The following is a 15,836-nucleotide window of genomic DNA, read 5'->3' as shown; positions in this document are numbered from 1 at the left end:
GTGGCCCGCTACATGTCGCGCCACGGCGGCAAGGGCATCGTGCAAACGGCGCTGGTCGGGTGCGAGGTGATGCTGACGCCGAAAAAATCCTTGAAGAAGCCGGCGAAGAACTTCGCGCGGTCTTCCTTCATGCCCTTCGTCATCTCGTCGAAGACCTTCTGATCGACGCCTTCGGGGTTGTCGGTGGTCTTCAGCATGTAAGGCAGCACCGACGACACCAGCACCGCCTTGGTGACGCCCTTGCCGGCGTGGCGGCTCATGTAGCGCGCCACCTCGCCACCGCCCATCGAGAAGCCGACCAGTGCCGCGCCGGAGGTGACGCCGCAGCCTTCCATGACCGCAGCCAGGTCATCGGCCAGGGTGTCGTAGTCGTAGCCGCTGAATGGCTGCGATGAACGGCCGAAACCGCGCCGGTCGTACGCGATCGCGCGCATGCCGGCATCGGCGATCGCCATCGCCTGGTCGTCCCAGCTGTCGGCCGACAGCGGCCAGCCGTGCAGCAGGATGACCGGGCGGCCCGTGCCCCAGTCCTTGACGTACAGCGGGGTGTTGTCCTGGGTGGTGATGCTGTGCATAGCGCCCTCTTGAAAGTTAGGTATCAAATCAGCCTTTGGCGCAGGTGGCACCTGCGCTGGCAGCTATTAATTTAGGAATATCAGGCCGGCACGGTTGCCAGGCCGGTACGGTCCCAATCCCGGTGCATGGCGATGGCCTCCAGGAATTTAGGCGCAAATCCGGGCGGCAATCCGCCTGCCGCAGCCAGTACCACACCGGGCTGCGGCTGGACCACGCCGGGCTCGGTGGGCATGGTGATGCCCAGGCTGGCCAGCAGCCCGGCCCCCGAGCCCGAGGCGGCAATGGGTTTGCAGTGTTTGTAGGCTTCCAGCACAAAGTGCACCGCGTCGCCATCGGCGACCATGGCCGCGGCGTGCACGCCCAGGCAGGGCAGGTAGACCGCATCGAACACCACCGACGGCGTGGTCAGCAGCGTGCAGTCCACGGCCAGCAGGCCACCTTCGGCCACCTCGACCGTGCCCAGCGCGGCGGCAACGACCTTGCTGCTGGCTCCGGCAGCGGCCAGGGCCTGTTGCATAGCGGCCACGGCGACGGCATCCACGCCATTGCACACCAGGATGGCGACCTGGCGGGTGGCCACACTGCCGGGGCCGGTGGGCCGCATGCTCAAAGCAGGCGAGGCCACCACGTCCACCGGATGCGGCGCCTGCCGGAAACCGGGCCACTGGGTGGCGGCATGCGCATCGGGTGCGCCTATGCCCAGCGGTGCGGCCACGCGGGCGGCCAGTTCGGCATCTACATGGGCCAGGTTGTCCACCATGCGCTGGCGGATGGCGGGCGTGCCCAGTTTGGACAGCTCGAACTGGAAAGCCGCCACGATGTGGTCTTGCTCGGCCGGGCTTTGGCTGATCCAGAACATCCGGGCCTGCGAAAAATGGTCGTCAAAACTGCGGCTGCGCTGGCGGACTTTGGGCGATTCCAGCGCCTCGGGGACGCTGCTAAAGCCCTTGCCGGGCACCTGCTTGCCATCGGCACGGAACTCGCTGCCCGAGGCCAGGGTGTTGGGCTCATACGCCACCCGCCCGGTGTTGACTTGCTGGCGGTGCATGCCGTCGCGCTGGAAGTTGTGCATCGGGCACTGGGGCTGGTTGATGGGCAGCTCGTGGAAGTTGGCCCCACCCAGGCGCGACAGCTGGGTGTCGGTGTACGAAAACAGCCGCCCCTGCAGCAGCGGGTCGTTGGAGAAATCGATGCCCGGCACCAGATGGCCGGGGTGGAAGGCCACCTGCTCGGTCTCGGCGAAATAGTTGTCGGGGTTGCGGTTCAGCACCATGCGGCCGATGCGGCGCACCGGCACCAGCTCTTCGGGCAGCAGCTTGGTCGGGTCCAACAGGTCGAAGCTGTAGCGGAATTCATCTTCCTCGGGCACCACTTGCACGCCCAGTTCCCATGCGGGGAAGTGCCCGGCCTCAATGGCTTCCCACAGGTCGCGGCGGTGGAAGTCGGCATCTTTACCGGCCAGCTTTTGCGCCTCGTCCCAGGCCAAGCCGTGGGTGCCCAGCACGGGTTTCCAATGGAACTTCACAAAGCTGGCGAGGCCCTCGGCATTCACCAGCCGGAAGGTGTGTACGCCAAAGCCTTCCATCATGCGCAGGCTGCGCGGAATGGCGCGGTCGGACATCACCCACATCAGCATGTGGGTGGACTCGGGCATCAGCGTCACAAAGTCCCAGAACGTGTCGTGGGCGCTGGCGGCCTGCGGAATTTCGTTGTGCGGCTCGGGCTTGACGGCGTGGATCAGGTCGGGGAACTTGATGGCGTCTTGGATGAAGAACACCGGGATGTTGTTGCCCACCAGGTCGTAGTTGCCCTCGGCGGTGTAGAACTTCACGGCAAAGCCGCGTGCATCGCGCGCCGTGTCCGCCGAGCCGCGCGAGCCGGCCACGGTAGAGAAGCGGGCGAACACCGGGGTCTGCACGCCGGGATTCGACAAAAAGCCCGCCTTGGTCAGCCCGGACATGTCTTCGTACACCTCGAAGAAGCCGTGCGCACCCGCGCCCCGGGCGTGCACGGCCCGTTCGGGGATGCGCTCGTGGTCGAAGTGGGTGATCTTCTCGCGCAGGATGAAGTCTTCCAGCAGCGTGGGGCCGCGGCCACCGGCTTTGAGCGAGTTGTGGTTGTCGGGGAAGGCCAGGCCCTGGTTGGTGGTCAGTGGATCGGCCTGCGCCACGGGCGGGGTGGTGGCGACCTTGCCGGGCGGCGGCGCGCCTTCGGCGGTGAAATCGGCTAGGTCTTGGGCGAGCTGCTGGCCAGGGGAGGGGTTGGATGTGCGGGTCATAGGGCGTACGGAGTCCTTATTTCTTTAGTTTTTGGTAGGCGCGGTGCGCCTCGGGGCCGCGGTCGGTGTCTTGCTGGCCTTGGGTCACGTCACGGTAGGCTTGTTGCACGGTTTTGCTGGGGGCTCCGTCCGTCATGCCGACGGACTGGTCAAGTTCGTGCGGCAGCTTGGGCGTGGTGGCGCTGAGGGTATTGGGCTTGCGCCGGGCCGGTGTGGCCGTGTTGACCGAGCGCACGGCGGGGGTGGTTCGTTTGGGCATGGGACCTGCCTCGCTGGGGTTGCAATGCCACCACCATAGGCCGTACCGCCTGGCCTGTCCGTGCGGTAGGGCACATAAGGGGAATTGGAAGGAAAATGGGCCGTCAGCGCATATTCCACCTGCGCCAAAAGCTATTAATTCAGGAGCGTTGCTACACCTTTATTTATTTTCTTACGTGTGCCAGCGCACAGACCGGGCCGGTGGGCGCTTTTACCGTGGGTGCTGTTTGTAGCCACCCCATGGAGATTCCATGCAGCCCATTACCATGCCAGCGCCTGTGCCGTTTGCCTCTTATTTTGCGGCCCGCAACTACCGCGCACCGGTGGTGCCGGGGGTGGATACGCAGTTCATCGCTTTGCTGGATGCCTACCGGCCCAGTGGCGGGTTGGCGCGCACGCAGGAGACGCTGGAGCTGTTCATGCGGCGTGGCGGGCCCGACCTGGCGACGGTGGCGCGCTGGATGGCGCGGCGCGAGGTGGTGTGCCTGGACTGGCATGCGCAGAGCTGGATGCCGGTATTCCAATTTGACCTGGTGAACATGGTGCCGCTGCCGCAACTGGCCCCGGTGTTGGCAGAGCTGAATCCGGCGTACCCACCGTGGGTGCTGGCTGCCTGGTTTGCCGAACCCAATCCCTGGTTGGAAGGCGAACGCCCGGCCGATGTATTGGTGTCGGATACCGCCGAGGTGCTGAACGCCGCACGGGTGGACCGGTTTGTCGCGCTGGGCTAGTTGTAGGAGACCACCCACAGACAGAACCGGTTGTGACCGATGGCATGCGGCCCGCCCGGCCGCGAAGATGGGGGTTTACCCATTTGGAGAATTGCATGCACATCGAACCCCAAACCAAGCCCGAACTCAGCCACATCAGCGGCTTGATTGAGTCCATCCATGTGGCCATGCTGACCACCTTTGACAACCACGGTGCGCTGGTCAGCCGGCCCATGGTGCCGCTGGAGATGGATGGCCAAGGGGCCATGTGGTTTTTTACCGATTTGCGCTCTGAAAAAATGGACCACTTGCAGGTGGTGAACCTCAGCTTCAGCGATAGCGAACGTTCGACCTATGTGTCGATTTCTGGCAAGGGCGAGATCCATGACGACCGCGAGGAACTGGAGCGCCTGTGGACGCCGATGGCCCGGCCCTGGTTTCCCGACGGCGTGGACTCCCCGCACCTGGGCCTGTTGAAAATCGTGCCGCAAGAAGCCGAGTACTGGGATGTGCCACATGGCCGCATGGTGCGTATGCTGGCCATGGCCGCATCGGCCGTGGTGGGCCGCCCGGTGGCGCTGGGGACGCATGAGACGCTGACGGATTTGTCTTAGCCTGCCCCGTTACCATGCGCCTATGAATACAACTGTGATACGAAGCGGCCGTACTTGGCGCGTGGCGCTGGCGGCGGTGCTGCTGTGCGCCGCAGGCGGGGTGGCGGTGGGGGAATGGATGGGGTGGCCGTTTCTGGCCGCTCCGCTGCAAAACTTTTTGTCTGACAAGCTGGACCGCAAGCTCCGCTTTGCCGAGGACGGCCAGGCTGCCACTGGCTTTGCCGTGCGCTTTGTGGGGGGTATCCGGCTGGAAACCAAGCTGCTGGAGATTGCTGCGCCGAAGTGGAGCAGCACACCGTTTATGGTGCGGGCCGAAGACGTAGCGCTGGAACTGCGCTACGTCGACCTGTGGCGTGCCTACCAAGGCGAGCCCGTGCGTATCGAGAGCCTGCAGGCCGCCACGCTGAACGGCAACATCGAGCGCATGGCCGATGGCCGGGCCTCTTGGCAGTTTGGTGCCAGCCCTGTGCCCGCAAGCCAGCCCGACACCCCAACCCGCCTGCCGCAGTTTGGCAGGCTGCAGGTGAGCGATGGCCTGGTGCATTACGTGGACGCGCCGCTGTCGGCCAACATGGATGCCACTTTGTCGCTGGTGCCGGGCACCGTGGCGGCCGATGGACAGGCTGCCACCGTGGTCAAGATCGAAGCCAATGGCCATTACCGCAAGCTGCCGCTGAAGATACTGCTGGCCTCGTCGGCGGTGCTGCCGTCAGAGGGCGGCCAGACCTCGGTGCTGCCGGTGGCGGTGGCCATCAACGCCACCGTGGGCCGTGCGCACCTGGACTTCAAAGGTACGGCCCCCGATGCGCTGCAGCCGCAAAACTTCAGTGGCCAATTCAAGCTAAACGGTCCGTCGCTGGCGGCGGTGGGTGATCCGCTGGGTGTCACCTTGCCGACCACGGCGGCCTTTAAAACCAATGGCACGCTGGTCAAAACCGGTAGCAATTGGAAGGTGGTGGTCAACGATGCCACCGTGGGGGCCAGCCAACTCAATGGTGCCTTCAGCTACGACGCAACAGGGCGCGTGCCGGTGCTGTCGGGCAAGCTGGGCGGTAGCCGCCTGCTGCTGGCCGACCTGGGGCCGGTGGTGGGTACCACTTCGACTGCCATGGCCGATGCAGAGGCACCCGTGGCCTACAACGCCAAGACCAAGGGCCGGGTGCTGCCTGACCGGCCGTTCGACCTGGCCGCCCTGCGCGCCATGGATGCCAATGTGCTGGTCAACATCGGCGAGGTGAACCTGAACACCAGCTACCTGGAGCCCTTGCAGCCTTTGTCGGTGCACCTGCAATTGGCGGGTGGGGTGCTGAGCCTGCGCGATCTGGTGGCCCGCACCGCCCAGGGCCAGTTGCGCGGCGATCTGGCGCTGGATGGCCGGGCCGAGACGGCGCTGTGGACGGCCGACCTGCGCTGGGACGCGGTGCGGCTGGAGCGCTGGCTCAAAATCACCCGCCCCGATGGGGCTCCGCCATTTGTGTCGGGCCAGTTGTTTGGCGAGGCCAAGTTGGCGGGGCAGGGCCGGTCTACGGCGCAGATTTTGGCCAGCCTGCAAGGCACGGCCCGCACCACTTTGCGCAACGGAACCGTGTCGCACCTGGGCGTAGAGCTGGCCGGGCTGGACATAGCCCAGGGTCTGGGCATGCTGTTCAAGGGCGACGATGCGCTGCCGGTGCAGTGTGCGGTGGCCGATCTGGTGGCCAAAGACGGCAGCTTCCGCCCCAAGGTGATGGTGGTGGACACCGCGGACTCTGCGGTGTGGATCGACGGTTCGCTGTCGCTGGCCACGGAGGCCCTGGACCTGCGCGCGGTGGTGGTACCTAAAGATTTCAGCCCGCTGAGCGTGCGCACGCCGATCAAGGTGCAGGGCACGTTCAGCAAGCCAGAGGTGTCGCTGGAGAAAGCCCCGCTGGCGAAGAAGGCGGCGGCTTCGCTGCTGCTGGCCCTGGTAAACCCGCTGGCAGCGGTGATTCCGTGGGTCGATCTGGGCGATGCCGATGCCGCCAAGCGCGGCTCCGCAGGCTGTGCCGCACTGTCGCAGCGGTCAGCAGGCAAAAAATAAGGGTGTTTTAGGCCTCTAGCGCAGGTAGTACCTGCGCTGGCAGCTATTGAATAAATAGCTAAATAAGCGGGCGTGGCGCGGGCTTGCCGTCGCCATACAGGTCGGCCAGCCGGGCCAGGGCGTTGACATCGCGCAGGTACAGGGTGCCGTCTTCAATGTGGTGCAGGCCCCGGCGCTCCAGCTTGCGCAGGGTTTTGTTGGTGTGCACCAGTGACAGGCCCAGTCCGTCGGCGATGTGCTGCTGGGTCAGTGGAAACGGCACGCCCGATGTACCGCCATCGGGTTGCAAGGCCGCGGCGCGCTTGAACAAAATGATCAGCAGCATGGCGATGCGCTCCTCGGCGCTGCGCCGCCCCACCGACAGCAGCGTGTCGTCCACCATCGATTCCTCGTGCGCAGTCAGCCAGGTGATGTTGAAGCCCATGCTGGGCGACTGGCGGTGCAACTCCCACAGGGCATCGCGTTGGAACACGCAGAGCTGCGCTTCGGTGAGGGTCTGCACGCCGTGGGCCGAGGCATCGCCCATTTTTTGCTGCACGCCGATGAAGTCGCCCGCCAACAAAAACGTCAAAATTTGCCGCCGCCCGTCGCTCAGGGTTTTGTAGCGAAAGGCCCAGCCGGAGCGCAGGGTGAACAGGGGTGCATCGGTTTGCCCCTCGTGGATCAGGGTTTCGCCCGCACGCAGATGGACCTCGCGGCGTTTGAGCGACTGCACCAGTGCCAGCTCGGCACCGCTGTGTTCAATAAACAAGGGCAGCGGCCGCAAGGGGCATGCGCTACACCGGACTTCATCCATGGGGACCCTCTAGGGAGATGTTGATGGAGGTAAAACCACCATGTCTTTTTACACTTTGTCTAGGAACTAACGCCCATACAGTGCAGTGTTACATTTTTTCAGTCTCTTTATGTACGCATCTTATCCACCAAACTCTGTGTCCGATGAAGCCCATCGGGTGGCGCTTGAAGATTGGGACCTTTTGTTTGAGGCGGTGTTGACGCGCCTGCGTGACACCGTGGCGCGCGATGCAGATGGCCAGGCGCTGTCACCCGTGTTGCAGGAATGTTTGGATACCTTGGAGCAATTGCGCCAGTCGCATCCTTGAGAGCCACGGAGAGTGGTGCCTATGTGCGTTAGCGCACGGTAATCGGCATGGCCCCGCTTTAGATTGGCAGCATGCAGCAACCGCTGTTGTCTCTATCCAACCCAAGGACATTTCCATGAGCATTACCACCATCATCCTGATCGTTTTAATTTTGATGCTGATCGGCGTGCTGCCGACCTGGCCCCACAGCAGTAGCTGGGGATACGGCCCGACGGGCGGCCTGGGCCTGGTGGTGGTGATCGTCATCGTGCTGTTGTTGATGGGCCGGATCTAGCGTGAAAGCCGTCGCCGTGTTGGCTTGCATGGGCGTGGCATTGCTGGGCGCCTGCACAGAGATGGCGCGGCTGCCGGTATCCGATGGGACGGGTCCTAATCCCGTGCTGCCCCCGCCGGTGGTGTCGCTGGTGCCCACGGTGAACATTGCACCCGCCCAGCCTTGGGCGCAGGGCATGCTGCCTACGGCTGCGCCGGGTACGCAGGTGGCGGCATTGGCCACCGGCTTGGTGCATCCGCGCTGGCTCTACGTGCTGCCCAATGGCGACGTGTTGGTGGCTGAAACCAATGCCCCGCCCAAGCCCGAAGACGGTAAAGGCATCAAGGGCTGGGTCATGGGCCTGGTGATGGGCCGCGCCGGTGCCGGTGGTGCCAGTGCCGACCGCATCACCCTGCTGCGCTCCAGCAAGGGCGACGGCGTGGTGGATGTGCGCACCGTGTTGCTGGAGGGCTTGCATTCGCCCTTCGGCATGGCGTTGGTGGGCTCCAATTTATACGTGGCCAATACCGATGCGGTGCTGCGCTTTCCCTACACGCCTGGCGACACGCATATCAGCGCACCTGGTACGCAGGTCGTGGCCTTGCCCGCAGGCCCCATCAACCACCACTGGACCAAGAACCTGGTAGCCAGCCCAGATGGCCAGCAGCTGTACGTGACCGTAGGGTCTAACAGCAACGTGGGCGAGCGCGGCATGGCCGCCGAGGCGGAGCGTGCCGCCATCTGGCAGGTGGACGTACGCACCGGGGCCCACCGCGTTTTTGCCAGCGGTCTGCGCAACCCTAACGGTATGGCGTTTGCCCCTGGTGGCGCGCTGTGGACGGTGGTAAACGAGCGTGACGAGATTGGCAGCGATCTGGTGCCCGACTACATGACTTCGGTACAGGACGGCGCTTTTTACGGCTGGCCTTACAGCTACTACGGCCAGCATGTGGATGTGCGGGTACAGCCGCCTCAGCCCGCGCTGGTGGCCACAGCGCTGTCACCGGACTACGCCCTGGGGCCGCACACCGCATCGCTAGGTTTGGCTTCCGCCGAGGGCACCAGCCTGCCCGCGGCCTTTGCGCACGGCATGTTTGTGGGCCAGCACGGCTCGTGGAACCGGAATCCTCACAGTGGGTATAAAGTGGTTTTTGTACCGTTTCAAGGTGCCCAACCGGCGGGTGCACCGGTAGATGTTCTGACCGGATTTTTGGGTACCGACGGCAAGGCACATGGCCGGCCGGTCGGTGTGGCACTGGACAAACAGGGCGCGCTGCTAGTGGCCGATGATGTGGGTAACACCGTCTGGCGGGTGACGGCTAAATACTAAGGAGTACCGAGCATGGGCTTTTTGCGTGGTGCGGTGGCCGCCATGGTGCTGCTGCTGGCGGGCTGCAGCAGCCTGCCCACCATCACCCCCGATATGGCCCAGCCACGCGGCACACCGGTGCGTCTGGCGGGCTCGCACGGCGCACTGTCGGCGCAGCAAAGCAAGGCGATTTTGGCGCGCTTGCAGAGCCAAGGCACGCCCACCGATATTTTTGACCGCCACTTGGCGCTGGAAGAGGCGATTGTGGGCAGCCCGCTGACGGCAGGCAACCAGGTGCGGCTGTTGCAAGACGGCCCGGCCACCTACCGGGCCATGTTTGCGGCGATTGCGGCGGCGCAAGACCACATCAACATGGAAACCTACATTCTGGAAGACGACGCGGTGGGTCAGCAGTTTGCCCAGGTATTAATCGCCAAGCAGCGGCAGGGCGTGCAGGTGAATCTGATCCGCGACAGCGTGGGCACCCTGGGCACGCCGGCCGCGTTTTTTCAGCAACTGACCGACAACGGCATCCAGGTGCTGGAGTTCAACCCCGTCAATCCACTGTTGGCCCGCAAGACCTGGGAGCTGAACCAGCGCGACCACCGCAAGCTGCTGGTGGTGGACGGCCGCACCGCGTTCCTGGGCGGCATCAACATTAGCAGCGTGTACTCGGGCGGTTCGCGCAAGCCCCGTAAAGCCACGCCCACCGCGGACAGCCTGGCCTGGCGCGACACCGACCTGCAACTGCAAGGGCCGGTGGTGGCCGAATTTCAGAAGCTATTTATCGCCACCTGGGAGGCACAAAAGGGCCCGCCGCTGGCGGCGAAAAACTACTTCCCGCCGCCCGAGCGGGTGGGCCAGCAGGTGGTGCGCGCCATTGGCAGTTCGCCTGACGAACCCTATAGCCATATCTATGCCACGCTGCTGTCGGCGATTGGCAGCGCCGAGACCAGCGTGCGCCTGACCAATGCCTACTTTGCCCCCGACCCGCAGTTGCTGGCCGCGCTGAAGGCCGCTGCCGCGCGCGGGGTGGACGTGACGCTGATTCTGCCCAGCCAAACCGACTCGTGGCTGGTGTTCCACGCCGGGCGGCGCTATTACGAGCAACTGCTGGAGGCGGGAGTCAAGATTTACCAGCGGCGCGGGGTGATCCTGCATTCCAAAACCGCGTTGATCGACGGCGTGTGGGCCACGGTGGGTTCCACCAACCTGGACTGGCGCAGCTTTCTGCACAACCAGGAGCTGAACGCGGTGGTACTGGGTGCCGACTTTGGTAGCCAGGTGCAGGCGATGTTCGACAAGGATCTGGCCGAGTCCGATCCGGTGTTGCTGGCAGACTGGCAGCGCCGCACCCTCGACCTGCGGTTGAAAGAATGGTTTGCGAGGGCCTGGGAGTACTGGCTATGAATAAATACCTGGTTGCGGGCCTCGTCGTGGCCGTGGTGATGGTGGCAATGGATGTGCTGTGGCTGGGCTTTGTGGCCAAGGCGCTATACCAATACGGCATTGGGCATTTGATGGCCGAACACCCCAAGGTCCTGGCGGCGGTGGCGTTCTACGGGGTGTATTCCGTGGGGCTGGTGGTATTTACCGTGGCACCGAGCGCGGGTGTACCGGGTTGGTACAGCACCGCTTTGAAGGCGGGGTTATTTGGCTTTGTGGCCTATGCGACCTATGATTTATCCAATCTGGCTACGCTTCAAGGGTGGCCGTTGTGGCTGTCGTTGGTGGACATGGCTTGGGGCAGTGCGGTGAGTGCCCTAGCCGCCACCGCGGGCAAGCTGGCGATGGACAGGTTCTGAAAACACGTTCTAAGGAGCTCAACATGGCCTACACAAGCTTGATGGTGCAACTGGAGCCAGGGCACGCGAACACCGCCGTGCTGCAGGCTACCGGGGAATTGGCGGCGCTTTTTCACGCCCACGTGGTTGGCATTGCGGTTTGCCGACCCATGCAGATGGTGTACGGCGAAGCCTATATGTCTGGCGAGCTGATCGAGAGCGAAAAGAAACAGATGCAGGCCGATGTAGATGCCGCAGAAATCGCGTTTCGCAATGCCCTGCAGTCGCGCGCTGCAGGGCTTGAATGGCGCTCGATGGTGATGTTTGCGCCCTTGACCGACTTTGTGGTCCATGAGGCCCGTGGCGTGGACTTGCTCATCACTGCCCGTGGCAGTAAGGACAGCATTGACCCGTCGCGTGGGGTGTATGTGGGCGACCTCATCATGCAGTTGGGTCGCCCCATCTTTGTGGTGCCTGCGGTACGGGAAGACGTGGCGTTGGACCGGGTGGTGGTGGGTTGGACGGATTCGCGGGAAGCCCGACGTGCCGTGGTGGATGCCATGCCCCTGTTGCAAAAGGCTACGCACGTGGTGGTGGCTGAAATAGTGGCGGATGCCGATTTTGCCCCGGCCCACACCCGCCTAAACGATGTAGTGGCTTGGCTGCAACGCCATGGTGTGGCGGCGAAGCCAGTGGTTGCGCTGTCTACCGGCGACGATGCAAAAGGCTTGGAGGACATCGCCGAGGACCAAGGTGCGGGAGTCATCGTGGCCGGCGCCTACGGACACAGCCGTTTGCGCGAATGGGCCTTGGGTGGCGTAACCCACAAGCTCTTGCAGCACGCCGACCGCTGTTTGCTGGTCTCGCACTAGTCCGATTTTTTAACCTGATGGCCCTGTGGCTTGTCGCTAGTAGCGCTGTCTGCAGGGCGGCTTTGCCAGTCCACCGAACCTAAGGCTGCCAACCACGATTCCAGTGGTAAGTGGGCGATACCCTTAGACAGCAACTGGGACCATAGACCCGCAAACATGGCGGGTTTGAGTACCCAGCGCCATGGTCTTGTCCACGCCACCAATACACCCAAGCCCAAGGCTCCTAAAGCCAAACCGAGCGGGTGACGCCGCGCCAGGGGTTGCACCATGGCACGGGTGGTATCCACTGCCAACAGGCTAGCCACCCGCAGCGGGTGTTGCATCCACCAACTGCTGATAGCTTCGAGCAGAACGGTCACCATGGGCACAGATTTCAAGTTGGACAGCCACTCGGGCGCGGATGCACGATTTCCAGTGGATGGGCGGGGCTTGCCGCGTAAGGCTTGGCGCAGGGTCGCACGTGATTTTTCCAGGCGCTCTGTGGCTGTCATAGCCGGAATAGCCAAGACTGCGCTCACGAAGCGCTCACTTCGCGCAGCATCCCCATATCTGCTTTGACCTGTTTGCGCAGATTACTGAAACCCTGGTTGGTTTCCTTGTGCGCGATAAGTAGGCAGCAGATGGCCCCGGCAATCGGTAGCAACGGTGCCACTACCAAGGCCCAAGGCGCATGCATTTCAGAAAATGGCACCACGGCCCACAGCATCAGTGCCACGCCTGCCAGCACGGTTGCCACCACCACACAGCACAATGCCACTGCATAGAGCAGGGTACGCAGCTTCCAAGCGCTCGAGGCATGGCCGATTTCTTCAGCCAGCAGATCGGCGTAAGCCTCAGCATGGTCCAACAGCAGTTGCGGCTGGGTGGCTATCAAGCGGAGCAAAGGGTGCATCATGCGCGGAACTTCCGTGGTGGGGCGGGGTGGTCGGAAGGCTTAGAGCCCTTTAACGGTCGTCGCGCGAGCGGCTGGCAATTTGCACCAAGGCCGTTAGCACCGCACCGGCTGCAGCGGCGATCAGGATGGATTTGACCGGCTCGTCCTTGATGTAGTTGACGGTGCGGGCCGAGGCGTTACGGGCCTGGGTACGCACTTTGTCGGAACCATCGTGTACGGCATCCAGGCCTTGCTGCAGGTAGGCATTGGCGCTTTCGGCAGCACGGTTCAGCAGCGGGGCGGCCTGGCGACGCAGATCTTGTACGGTGCTGTTCAGGCTGTCCAGTGTGCTGTTGGCGGCACGCTGCGTCGTCTTGATCGCATCGGTGGCCGTGTCGGCAGCTTGGTCGGCCAAGTTGTTGGTAGGTTCTACAGCTTTGGTATTGAACATAGTATTTCCTTTTGAAGTAGTAAAAAATGGACGGTCAGTTTTTCTTGATGAGACCGAACAGGAAGCTGGCCACAGCCAGCACGGCGAACACAATGAACAGAATTTTGGCAATGCCCACGGCGCTGGCGGCGATGCCAGTGAAGCCAAACAGGGCCGCGATCAGTGCGATCACGAAGAAGACAACAGCGTAGTGCAACATGGCAGTTCCTTGCGGTGTGGGCGGCTAAAAACGTGTTCTGAGCGCGTCCGGGTTCTTGGGGTTCGCAGACAGTGTCGCTGCGATGCCTCAAGTGTCTGCCGAGCTGCTGTTGTGGGCGATAGGTAGCGTTGCCGTAACGCTGTGGGGAGAATGCGGGAGCCCGCGTAGGACACCGCCGACAGGACGCGTGCACCCTGTACCTGCTGGTGCGAGTTACGGCGTCAACAGATTCTTAGGCAGCCGTCGCGTCCTTCAGTACCGCCGCCGGGAGCTTGGCGCGGATCAGTGTGCCTTGTCCGGGTGCCGACGCCAGCGAAAGCACCCCGCCTTCGGCTTCTACCCGAAACCGCATGCCCACCAAGCCGTAAGCCGATAGGGGCTTGGCACTGGTGCTGAAGCCTACCCCGTCGTCCCGCACCGACACCTCCACTTCGCCATTGTGGGTGCCCAATTCAATCCACACCTGCTTTGCCTTGGCGTATTTGGTGATGTTGGTAATGGCCTCTTGCACTAGCCGGTAGACCATCAGCTCGGCGGCAGCGTTGAGCTCCACCGGTGCAAGGTTGGTGTGCACCTGTACCTCGGTGCTGTCGGCAAACTCGCGCGCCAAGATTTCCAGGGCGGATACCAGCCCCAGATTGCTCAAGGCGGAAGGGCGCAGGTCTTCAATGATGCGCCGCCCCAGGGCGATACCGCTGTTGAGCGTGCTCACTAGGTGTGCCAGCAGATCCAAAGCCTCGGGGGCCGTAGCCGCCAGACGGGACTTGATGCGGGCGGCATCCAGTTTGGCGGAGGTCAGCAAGGAGCCCAGATCGTCGTGTAGGTTGCGCGCCAGGCGATTGCGCTCGTCTTCGCGGGCGGTTTGCAAATGCTGGGCCAGTTGGGTCAACTGCGCCGTGCGTTCCAGCACCTCGGCCTCCAGCCGGTCCCGTTCGGCCTTCAGCATGCGCTGCAGCTCGATCTGCTGCTGCGTAAACAGAAAAATCTGCCGCAAGTACATAAACAGCGCCAGCAAACCCAACACCGTCAAGCCGGCCACTCCGATACGGCTTAGCAGCAAAGACTCGTAGATGCCGTTGCGATTTTGCGTGATGGTGCGGGCCTGGTACTCCAGTAGTTCATTGCCCGACTTGCGCACAATGTCCATTTGCTCCTTCCCAATGTCGCTCATCATGATGTCTTTGGCCGCATCCGGCTTGCCTTGGTCGATCAGCTGGATGGTCAACGCCAGTTCCGACAGTTTGGTTTCGGTCGCCGTTTGCAACTTGGACAGAATGGCTGCCGCCTCGGGTTTGGGACCGAAATACTGCTGGAGGTGTGCCATCGACACGCCGACTTTTTTGATCGCGTCGTCATAGGGTGCACGGTATTCCTTGCGGCCCGTGACCAGGTAGCCGCGTTGGCCAGTTTCGGCAATCACCACGCTATCAGCTAAGTTCTGGATGCTATTTTGGGCACGCAACATTTCAGGCACTGCATCTAGTCGGACGATCGACTGACGGTACGATCCTTCGCTGATCATCAGAATCGACATTGCGAAACCACCAGCCAGCAAAAATGCGACCCGGTTGCCTCTAACGACTTTGAGAAATCTCATCTTTTGGACTCAGTTAAAAATGTGTGATCATGTAGGCGAAGCACCGCTTGCGCAGAGTCTGGCTGAAGGCCTCTGGCCTGGCACGCGGGCAGTGCGCATGCATTAAAGACGTAACCCTAAACACCATGATTCGAATTGCTATTGTTGACGACCATGCCATGGTCCGCGCTGGATTGCGCCAGTTTTTTGCTGATCAGATCGACTTTTCCGTGGTGGCCGAAGCCACCAATGGCCGCGAGGCTCTGGACATCGTGCGCAAAGGTGAGGTGGATGTGGTGGTGATGGACATCTCCATGCCCGACCACAGCGGTGTCGATGCGCTGGTGGCCATCAAGGCCCGCGCGCCCGACTTGCCGGTGCTCATCCTCAGTGGCTTTGCCGAAGAGCACTACGCCACCACCTTGCTCCGACAGGGGGCCAGCGGCTACCTGAACAAAGACTGCGATCCCGAAGAAATCGTCAAAGCTATCCGTACTGTGTGCCGTGGCCGCAAGTACATCACTGCGGGTGTTGCTGAACGCTTGGCCGACGGCCTGACCGGTGGGGGCGATAAGCCGCTGCACGAGCAGTTGTCCGAGCGTGAATTGCAGGTTTTTTTGCGGCTGGCCAAGGGCGAAACGATTGGCCACATGGCCATCAGCATGTCGCTGAGTGTGAAAACCGTTAGTACCTACCGCACCCGGGTGATGGAAAAAATGCTGCTGGAATCGAACAGCGACTTGACCTATTACGCGCTGAAAAACGGGCTTATCCAGTAGGCGCGGGCCCACGCCATGGCTCATGCCAGTGCGGCTGCGTCCGTGTCGCCGGTGCCACCTTCGGCCAAGCGGCCGCAGTAGGTGATTAGCGCATCAATTTCGTTGGATTTGTCGAATACCCGGTCGGCACCCAGTTCCAGG

General features: G+C 62.7%; 19 protein-coding genes. 10 read left to right on the top strand and 9 right to left on the bottom strand.

The window, feature by feature from the left end; genetic code table 11:
• Positions 1–8: 8 nt before the first annotated feature.
• The 3 genes from ABI213_RS14320 to ABI213_RS14310 form a co-directional block, all read right to left on the bottom strand.
• Positions 9–575, bottom strand: a complete 567-nt coding sequence (locus ABI213_RS14320) for an alpha/beta hydrolase (RefSeq protein WP_348027603.1) — start codon at positions 573–575, stop codon at positions 9–11.
• 80 nt (positions 576–655) lie between these two features.
• Complete coding sequence (locus tag ABI213_RS14315; protein WP_348008539.1) at positions 656–2,854, bottom strand: catalase; 2,199 nt, start codon at positions 2,852–2,854, stop codon at positions 656–658.
• A 16-nt stretch (positions 2,855–2,870) separates the two neighbouring features.
• Positions 2,871–3,113, bottom strand: a complete 243-nt coding sequence (locus tag ABI213_RS14310; protein ID WP_348008540.1) for a hypothetical protein — start codon at positions 3,111–3,113, stop codon at positions 2,871–2,873.
• A 250-nt stretch (positions 3,114–3,363) separates the two neighbouring features.
• Here ABI213_RS14310 and ABI213_RS14305 point away from each other — a divergent pair, with 250 nt between their 5' ends.
• The 3 genes from ABI213_RS14305 (at position 3,364) to ABI213_RS14295 (ending at position 6,495) form a co-directional block, all read left to right on the top strand.
• Positions 3,364–3,843, top strand: a complete 480-nt coding sequence (locus ABI213_RS14305; protein WP_348008541.1) for a hypothetical protein — start codon at positions 3,364–3,366, stop codon at positions 3,841–3,843.
• Positions 3,844–3,938: 95 nt separating this feature from the next.
• Positions 3,939–4,436: a pyridoxamine 5'-phosphate oxidase family protein gene (locus ABI213_RS14300; RefSeq protein ID WP_348008542.1), complete on the top strand. Its 498-nt coding sequence runs from the start codon at positions 3,939–3,941 to the stop codon at positions 4,434–4,436.
• Positions 4,437–4,458: 22 nt separating this feature from the next.
• Entirely contained in the window at positions 4,459–6,495 is a 2,037-nt protein-coding gene (locus ABI213_RS14295; RefSeq protein ID WP_348008543.1) for an AsmA family protein, read from the top strand.
• Positions 6,496–6,553: 58 nt separating this feature from the next.
• On the opposite strand, the gene ABI213_RS14290 is transcribed toward ABI213_RS14295, so the two are convergent.
• Entirely contained in the window at positions 6,554–7,291 is a 738-nt protein-coding gene (locus ABI213_RS14290) for a Crp/Fnr family transcriptional regulator (RefSeq protein WP_348027601.1), read from the bottom strand.
• 136 nt (positions 7,292–7,427) lie between these two features.
• Here ABI213_RS14290 and ABI213_RS14285 point away from each other — a divergent pair, with 136 nt between their 5' ends.
• The 6 genes from ABI213_RS14285 (at position 7,428) to ABI213_RS14260 (ending at position 11,816) form a co-directional block, all read left to right on the top strand.
• On the top strand, positions 7,428–7,598 hold the full coding sequence (locus ABI213_RS14285; RefSeq protein ID WP_348008545.1) for a hypothetical protein: 171 nt from the start codon (positions 7,428–7,430) through the stop codon (positions 7,596–7,598).
• Between the two features lie 115 nt (positions 7,599–7,713).
• Positions 7,714–7,872 carry a DUF3309 family protein gene (locus ABI213_RS14280; protein ID WP_348008546.1) on the top strand — a complete coding sequence of 53 codons (159 nt, stop codon included), beginning with the start codon at positions 7,714–7,716 and terminating at the stop codon, positions 7,870–7,872.
• Positions 7,873–7,900: 28 nt separating this feature from the next.
• Positions 7,901–9,181 carry a sorbosone dehydrogenase family protein gene (locus ABI213_RS14275; RefSeq protein WP_348008569.1) on the top strand — a complete coding sequence of 427 codons (1,281 nt, stop codon included), beginning with the start codon at positions 7,901–7,903 and terminating at the stop codon, positions 9,179–9,181.
• Positions 9,182–9,193: 12 nt separating this feature from the next.
• On the top strand, positions 9,194–10,570 hold the full coding sequence (gene cls / locus ABI213_RS14270; protein WP_348008547.1) for a cardiolipin synthase: 1,377 nt from the start codon (positions 9,194–9,196) through the stop codon (positions 10,568–10,570).
• Positions 10,567–10,965 (top strand): DUF2177 family protein, encoded by a 399-nt coding sequence (locus tag ABI213_RS14265; RefSeq protein ID WP_348008548.1) that lies wholly within the window; start codon positions 10,567–10,569, stop codon positions 10,963–10,965. Before cls ends, ABI213_RS14265 begins: the two co-directional genes overlap by 4 nt.
• A gap of 23 nt (positions 10,966–10,988) precedes the next feature.
• Positions 10,989–11,816 carry a universal stress protein gene (locus tag ABI213_RS14260; protein ID WP_348008549.1) on the top strand — a complete coding sequence of 276 codons (828 nt, stop codon included), beginning with the start codon at positions 10,989–10,991 and terminating at the stop codon, positions 11,814–11,816.
• Here ABI213_RS14260 and ABI213_RS14255 read toward each other — a convergent pair.
• The 5 genes from ABI213_RS14255 to ABI213_RS14235 form a co-directional block, all read right to left on the bottom strand.
• On the bottom strand, positions 11,813–12,178 hold the full coding sequence (locus ABI213_RS14255) for a hypothetical protein (protein WP_348008550.1): 366 nt from the start codon (positions 12,176–12,178) through the stop codon (positions 11,813–11,815). The two genes, ABI213_RS14260 and ABI213_RS14255, sit on opposite strands and share 4 nt — an antisense overlap.
• A gap of 152 nt (positions 12,179–12,330) precedes the next feature.
• Positions 12,331–12,711 carry a hypothetical protein gene (locus ABI213_RS14250; protein ID WP_348008551.1) on the bottom strand — a complete coding sequence of 127 codons (381 nt, stop codon included), beginning with the start codon at positions 12,709–12,711 and terminating at the stop codon, positions 12,331–12,333.
• A 49-nt stretch (positions 12,712–12,760) separates the two neighbouring features.
• Complete coding sequence (locus ABI213_RS14245; RefSeq protein WP_348008552.1) at positions 12,761–13,141, bottom strand: hypothetical protein; 381 nt, start codon at positions 13,139–13,141, stop codon at positions 12,761–12,763.
• Between the two features lie 34 nt (positions 13,142–13,175).
• On the bottom strand, positions 13,176–13,340 hold the full coding sequence (locus ABI213_RS14240) for a DUF1328 domain-containing protein (protein WP_315239482.1): 165 nt from the start codon (positions 13,338–13,340) through the stop codon (positions 13,176–13,178).
• 232 nt (positions 13,341–13,572) lie between these two features.
• Positions 13,573–14,874 carry a CHASE3 domain-containing protein gene (locus ABI213_RS14235; RefSeq protein WP_348027599.1) on the bottom strand — a complete coding sequence of 434 codons (1,302 nt, stop codon included), beginning with the start codon at positions 14,872–14,874 and terminating at the stop codon, positions 13,573–13,575.
• 188 nt (positions 14,875–15,062) lie between these two features.
• On the opposite strand from ABI213_RS14235, the gene ABI213_RS14230 reads away from it, so the two are divergent.
• Complete coding sequence (locus ABI213_RS14230; RefSeq protein WP_348027597.1) at positions 15,063–15,695, top strand: response regulator transcription factor; 633 nt, start codon at positions 15,063–15,065, stop codon at positions 15,693–15,695.
• Positions 15,696–15,836: the final 141 nt, after the last annotated feature.

This window comes from Rhodoferax sp. (assembly GCF_039922535.1).
Classification (GTDB): domain Bacteria; phylum Pseudomonadota; class Gammaproteobacteria; order Burkholderiales; family Burkholderiaceae_C; genus Rhodoferax_B.
Note: the sequence above shows the minus strand (reverse complement) of the source record. Positions and strands in the feature narration are given on the sequence as shown.

Coding starts and splice junctions, on each gene's coding strand:
- ABI213_RS14320 (WP_348027603.1), bottom strand. CDS start 575: ATGCACAGCATCACCACCCAGGACAACACCCCGCTGTACGTCAAGGAC.
- ABI213_RS14315 (WP_348008539.1), bottom strand. CDS start 2,854: ATGACCCGCACATCCAACCCCTCCCCTGGCCAGCAGCTCGCCCAAGAC.
- ABI213_RS14310 (WP_348008540.1), bottom strand. CDS start 3,113: ATGCCCAAACGAACCACCCCCGCCGTGCGCTCGGTCAACACGGCCACA.
- ABI213_RS14305 (WP_348008541.1), top strand. CDS start 3,364: ATGCAGCCCATTACCATGCCAGCGCCTGTGCCGTTTGCCTCTTATTTT.
- ABI213_RS14300 (WP_348008542.1), top strand. CDS start 3,939: ATGCACATCGAACCCCAAACCAAGCCCGAACTCAGCCACATCAGCGGC.
- ABI213_RS14295 (WP_348008543.1), top strand. CDS start 4,459: ATGAATACAACTGTGATACGAAGCGGCCGTACTTGGCGCGTGGCGCTG.
- ABI213_RS14290 (WP_348027601.1), bottom strand. CDS start 7,291: ATGGATGAAGTCCGGTGTAGCGCATGCCCCTTGCGGCCGCTGCCCTTG.
- ABI213_RS14280 (WP_348008546.1), top strand. CDS start 7,714: ATGAGCATTACCACCATCATCCTGATCGTTTTAATTTTGATGCTGATC.
- ABI213_RS14275 (WP_348008569.1), top strand. CDS start 7,901: ATGGGCGTGGCATTGCTGGGCGCCTGCACAGAGATGGCGCGGCTGCCG.
- cls (WP_348008547.1), top strand. CDS start 9,194: ATGGGCTTTTTGCGTGGTGCGGTGGCCGCCATGGTGCTGCTGCTGGCG.
- ABI213_RS14265 (WP_348008548.1), top strand. CDS start 10,567: ATGAATAAATACCTGGTTGCGGGCCTCGTCGTGGCCGTGGTGATGGTG.
- ABI213_RS14260 (WP_348008549.1), top strand. CDS start 10,989: ATGGCCTACACAAGCTTGATGGTGCAACTGGAGCCAGGGCACGCGAAC.
- ABI213_RS14255 (WP_348008550.1), bottom strand. CDS start 12,178: ATGGTGACCGTTCTGCTCGAAGCTATCAGCAGTTGGTGGATGCAACAC.
- ABI213_RS14250 (WP_348008551.1), bottom strand. CDS start 12,711: ATGATGCACCCTTTGCTCCGCTTGATAGCCACCCAGCCGCAACTGCTG.
- ABI213_RS14245 (WP_348008552.1), bottom strand. CDS start 13,141: ATGTTCAATACCAAAGCTGTAGAACCTACCAACAACTTGGCCGACCAA.
- ABI213_RS14240 (WP_315239482.1), bottom strand. CDS start 13,340: ATGTTGCACTACGCTGTTGTCTTCTTCGTGATCGCACTGATCGCGGCC.
- ABI213_RS14235 (WP_348027599.1), bottom strand. CDS start 14,874: ATGTCGATTCTGATGATCAGCGAAGGATCGTACCGTCAGTCGATCGTC.
- ABI213_RS14230 (WP_348027597.1), top strand. CDS start 15,063: ATGATTCGAATTGCTATTGTTGACGACCATGCCATGGTCCGCGCTGGA.